The following is a 5,354-nucleotide window of genomic DNA, read 5'->3' on the forward strand; positions in this document are numbered from 1 at the left end:
CGCTCTCGGCCTTGGCGGGCCTGGGGCTGCGTGCCCGGCAGCGCCGCCGCCCCCAGGTCGCAGGGGGGCGCTGGCGCTGGACGCTGCCCTGGTACACGGCGGGCCTGGTCAGTATCGGCGCCACCAGCTTCGCCCTCCTCGACCCGCAGTTATGGGCCACCAGTCTGCCTGCCCTTGCCCAGCTGGGACCGTACGTCCTCCTGGCTTGCGCTGGCCTGGCCACTGCCGTGGCCCTGCTGGAGCAGACACCTGCCCTGCTCTGGCTGGTGCCGTTGCTCACCGCGCTGGCTACGCTCACTGCTCAGCGCTACAATGGCCCTGCTCTGCTCCCGCCCGTCCTTGTTCTGCTCTGCACGCTCGTTGCGCTCGGGTCCAGCCAGCTCGTGCAGGGGCGCTTGAAGCACCTGTCAACTCTCAGTGCTAGCCGGCTGCGCCTGCGACTGGGGGCACCCTGGTACGTCACTGCGGCCTTCGCCGCCTGTGCAACTCCTACCTTCCCCTTCGTAACGGAGAACCTCGGCGCGACTACCGTGGCTATCCTTTTGCTGGTCTATACCCTGCTGGCTTTTGTCGTCGCCGTCGGAGAGCGCTGGCCCCTGGCTTCTCTGGCCATCAGCATCTTCGGCCTGTGGGGGCTGGGGGAGATAACAAGGGTGCCAGCGTTAACCTGGCTCCTCCTGCCTGCCGGCATTGGAGCGCTTGCCATAGCCTTCCTCGCAGATCGGCTGCTGCGCTCTAACACCAGTGGCTGGTCACCAGCGCTGACCAGGCTCATTCGTCCTTCCTGGGCCTTGGCCTGGGTGCCGTTCGTTGTCCTGACCTGGAGCATGCTTGGTCTGTTCCACCCACACCCCTGGCCAGTTACCGGGCTCCCTGCAGCCGATTCCTGGGGGCCCGCTCTGGCCGCTTTGCTCGTCTATGGCTCCGGTCTGCTGTTGCGCCAGGTCGCGGTCTGCTGGCTGGGCGTGCTCTTGGCTCTCTCCTCCATCGTACAGCTCAGTGCTGGCTCAGGGCAGGGCAGGCCAGATATGGCCGGACTGGCCCTCTTCTGCCTCCTGTGTACCATCGGGCTGGCTTGCGGAGCCTCGCTAGAAGGGCACTGGCCTCTACGGGCCTACGTTTTCCCGCTCCTGGCCGCGAACTGCTCCGGCGTCCTGGCCGTAGGCATCGCTGGCACTCTCGCGACGGAGCAGAGCAGCGTCCTCGGGGCCTCAGCTCTGCTGCTGGGCTATGGCCTCCTGATCTGGCTCCTGGCCCTGGGCCTGCGCCTGCCTGTGCTAACGCTGCTTACCGGGCTTTGGACTGCCTGGGGTCTGGTCTTGCTTGTAGGATTCCAGCAGCTATCGCTTCCCTTCCCGCTCCCGCAGGTGTTCCTCACAAGGGACCAGATCCTCACGATTATCGGGACCATCGCTACCCTGCTGGGCCTGCTGGGTCTACGCCGTCGACCAGACCAAAGTGTCTCCGGGCAGCGAGGCGCGCCTTCTACACCAGCACCCAGCCATGAGGAGAAAGTACAATGAGAGAACACTCCCTTCCGCGGCTCAGTCGCCTGCTCTGGAACTGGCCCTGGTACCTGCTGGCCGCTCTCGCTGCTACCATGACTGGACTGCTCAGCAGCTCCTGGCCCCGGCTCCTGGAACTGGCCATCTTCGCGTTCTTGGCCGCGCTCGTCATGCTCCGCGAGCGTCTTCCCGAGACCTTGGTCCTGCCGGCAGCGCTCCTGGCTTGGCTGCTGGCATTGTTGCCGTCTGTGCTCGGCCTCTCGCTCGACGAGGCGCTGCTTCTGGCCAGTCTTGTCTGCGTCCTGCTTTTCCTATCGCAGTTCACCTGGCGCCTCATCAGGCCAGAACCTCTCTGGCTGGCCCCCGCCGTGCCCGCCCAGCTGCTGGCTCTCGGGGGCCAGGCCATGATCGTCCTCATCTACTTCGATCTCATGACCCAGACGCAGACCGGAGCGCTCGCTCTGACGGTCCTGGGCCTCCTCGTGGTCTGGCTGGCTCTGCTGCAGCCGCGGCGCGCCTTCCGCCTCTGGATGGGCTATACTGCAGGCTTCCTGTTCACCCTGGCCTTGACCTGGGAAATATGGCAGCGCTGGCAACCGACCTTCGATCTCCTCTGCTTGCCTCTGGCCAGCTATCTGGTCGTTCTCAGCCCCTTCCTGCTCCGCGATCGCCAGACGCGGGGCAGCCAGAGGGTAGGGCGCGTAGCCATCGTGATCGGCGCTTGCTTGCTGCTGATCCCTTCCTTCATCTTGAGCATTGTCGCTGCTGAGGCAGACCAGCAGCTCGTTTCTCTACTTCTCGTCCTGGCTGAGTCGCTCAGTCTGTTTACCTTTGGCATCGCTATGCGCGTGCGCTTCTTTGTCCTGGGAGGTGCCGCTCTGGTTGTTGGAGGCGCTATCAGAGCTGTCGTCTACACCTTTCTCGGCGGGCAGCACTATGCCCTCATCATCTGGACCGCACTGGGCATCGCTGGCCTGGCTTTGCTGGGAGGCGCCATCTTCCTGACCCTGCGGCGCTCCTCTCCTCAGCTCTGAGCAGGCGCGCGCTCACAGGCCACGGCCACAGGCCCAGGAACAGAAATGCCGCAGCGCTGGGAAGCCAGCGCCCCTTTGGCCTCCACCAGCCAGCGGACCGGCTCGAGTCCTCTCTCACACATAGCCCCGCAGCCGGTCCGCTTCTCTGTAAGCCGCTTGCGCCTCGCGCTCTCGCCCCAGCTTCTTGAGGACATTGCCACGACGCTCATACAAATCTGGCTCATCGGGCTGCTGCTGGAGAAGCTGCTCATAGAGCGATAATGCCTCAATATAACGCCCCACAATAAAAAGCGCGTCAGCCCGTCGCAGCGAAAGCCTCCCCAGGCCAGTCCTTTCCTCGGCCTCCAGCGCCAACCGATACGCCTCGCGCGCCTCCCGCTCACGCCTTAGCTGCAGCAGCGTGTCCGCCTGACCATAACGGGCATCGACCAACCCAGGGTCATAGCGCAGCGCCTCCTCATAGGCTGCCAGGGCAGCCCGATACGAACGCAGCTGATAAAGCGCATCGCCACGCGCGCAGTGCGCCGCGGCAAAGGTCGGCTGCAGCTGCACCGCGTGTTCGAAAGCCGCCAGCGCCTTCCCATATGCCTCATGCGCTAGCAAAATCAGACCGCGGCCATAGTGGGCAGCCACATTGCTCGGATCGGCCTCCAGCGCTAGCTCGTAGGCCCGCAATGCCTCCGTATCCCGGCCAAGCCGCTGGAGCGTAGCCGCCCGCCCGCTTTGAGCATAGCTATCCTGCGGGTTCTGGCGCAGCGCCTGCTCATAAGCCGTGAGCGCCTCCTCGAAATGGGCCAGCTGCCAGCACGTATCACCCAGCCAGCGCCAGTCAAATGGCAGCTCTGGATCGCGGGCCATGGCCTGCAGATAACTCCGCAGCGCCTCCCCATACTGTCCTTGCCGGGCCAGCTGGTCGCCAGTCGCCTTCAGTGCCCGCGCCTGCGCCCGAAGCCGGACTCGCTCCTCTTCCTGGCGCCTCTGCACCGCCTCCCGGCCTGCCGCCGGTGGATACTCAGCAGGAGACAACTCGGCTGATCCGGCGAGCGCTGACGCCGGCTTCAGCTCCACGGGCTGAGCCAGGAAAGGTGTCGCAGAGGGAGTGGGCATAGAGGATGACTGCCGCGTGGCGGGAGCGGCAGAAGCAGCAGGGGAAGGCAGGGGCTGAGCAACAGCAGGGGGCTGTTGATAACTTCGCTTCAGCGTAGTACTTTCGCGCAACGGCTGCGGATCGACAGGATCAATACGCTCCACGATCCGGTAGCGTTGCAAGGCAGTTTCAACCTGGCCTTGGGTGGCCTCCTCACGAGCGCGCTGGAGCCAGCAAGCTTTCAGCTCTCGGTACTGCTCGGGATCGTGGGGAGCAGTGCGCAGGGCAGACAAAAACTCGGCGACCGAAGCGTGGCGTTGACCTGGCTCCTTCATCAGGGCCTTAAGGACCGCTAGCTCGATATGGATGGGTAGCTCCGGACGAAACTGCGACGCAGGGAGCGGCAAGGCCTCGCGCTGCTGTTGGGCCCAGGCGAACCAGCCCCCGCCGGGAGGAACAGTCAACGGCTTGTGGCCGGTCAATAGTTCATACGCCAGGCAGCCAAGCGCATACTGATCGCTGGCTGGCGAGACCTCTCCTGCAAATTGCTCTGGGGCCATATACGGCAGTGTCCCGGCAATCGGGAGGCGCTGCGTCGCCGCCGCATCCAGGACGACTGCGATCCCGAAATCTGCGAGCAGCGCGCTGCCGACAGCATCGAACAGGATATTCTCCGGCTTTAAATCCCGGTGGACCACCGGTTTCTCCTGAGAGTGGGCATGCTCTAAGGCCCGCCCCACCTGCTCCAGAATCTGCAGAGCCTCCTCTAGGGGCAAGCCGTCCGGCTGCTGACGCAGACGATCACGCAGCGATCCGCCAGCCGCATAGGCTGCAACCAGATAAGGGGGAAAGTCCCGGTCAAAACCGGCATCGTAGAGCGGCAGAATATGAGGATGGCGCAGCGCCTCTAGCAGGCGGGCCTCTTGCAGAAATGCCTGCTGCTCCTTGACGGAGACACCACGCGCGCTACTGAGAAACTTGATCGCCGCACGACGGGGCAGCAGCAGATGCTCGGCCAGATAGACCTCGCCAAAGCTGCCGCTGGCTAAACGCTCTCCAATACGGTAGTTTCCAAGTTGTTTGCCGGTGTAGCTACCCGGTGCAGCTGGAGCCATCGTTACTCTGCTTAGGCGGCGCTGCTCGCCTCTCTAGCGGTGGAACCCTCTTTGTCCTCCCGCTTGCCATAAGGATATCATAAAGGACGAGCAGCGGGCTAGAGTGTGCGCGAGCCATCTGTCCCCAAACAAACCTGGTACCGTGGCTAGTCCCTCAGCCACAGCACCAGGTTGCTGCGCAGGTAATGGAGCTTTGCCGCCAGAGCAAAGATCCTGCTGACCGATGAAACTGGCCTAGAAGGGCGGATAGGCGTTCTGGACCAGGGTGTCGAAGCCCGCCTGGAACCAGGCCCCGGCCACCGGCGCGTTCGGCATCGCCCCCGTCGGCTGGTTATTGTTCATCGAATTGCCCCCGTAGGTCGGGTCACACATCCGATCGAAGCCCTTGCCCGTCGGGTTGTTCGGCCCCTGCGGAATCAGGCTGCTGGAGCCATCCGACTCCCCGGGCGGCTTGATCCACACAAAGGCATCAAAACCACTCGCCGGGTTGGCCTGCGGACGCGCTCCAATCCCGCCCGGCTGGTTGCACCAGTTCCCTCGACTGTAGCGCCGATCAATGCGCGTCTGGTCCACGAACGTGTTCACATCCGTGGCGCTGCTCGGCCCCGTCGGG

4 protein-coding genes are annotated in these 5,354 nt (G+C 64.2%); 2 read left to right on the forward strand and 2 right to left on the reverse strand.

The genetic code is table 11. The annotated features are described in order from the left end of the window. A partial coding sequence (locus KTAU_RS19875; RefSeq protein ID WP_170293454.1) for a hypothetical protein occupies positions 1 to 1,523 on the forward strand: 1,523 nt, incomplete at its 5' end. Continuing rightward, positions 1,520 to 2,539 (forward strand): hypothetical protein, encoded by a 1,020-nt coding sequence (locus KTAU_RS19880; RefSeq protein ID WP_151730007.1) that lies wholly within the window; start codon positions 1,520 to 1,522, stop codon positions 2,537 to 2,539. The genes KTAU_RS19875 and KTAU_RS19880, both read left to right, overlap by 4 nt. Before the next feature lie 114 nt (positions 2,540 to 2,653). On the opposite strand, the gene KTAU_RS19885 is transcribed toward KTAU_RS19880, so the two are convergent. Further along, on the reverse strand, positions 2,654 to 4,741 hold the full coding sequence (locus tag KTAU_RS19885) for a serine/threonine-protein kinase (RefSeq protein ID WP_151730008.1): 2,088 nt from the start codon (positions 4,739 to 4,741) through the stop codon (positions 2,654 to 2,656). Positions 4,742 to 4,975: 234 nt separating this feature from the next. After that, the coding region (locus KTAU_RS19890) for a glycoside hydrolase family 6 protein (RefSeq protein WP_174844080.1) at positions 4,976 to 5,354 on the reverse strand (379 nt) is incomplete at its 5' end.

Origin of the sequence: Thermogemmatispora aurantia, assembly GCF_008974285.1 — a bacterium.
Lineage (GTDB): Bacteria > Chloroflexota > Ktedonobacteria > Ktedonobacterales > Ktedonobacteraceae > Thermogemmatispora > Thermogemmatispora aurantia.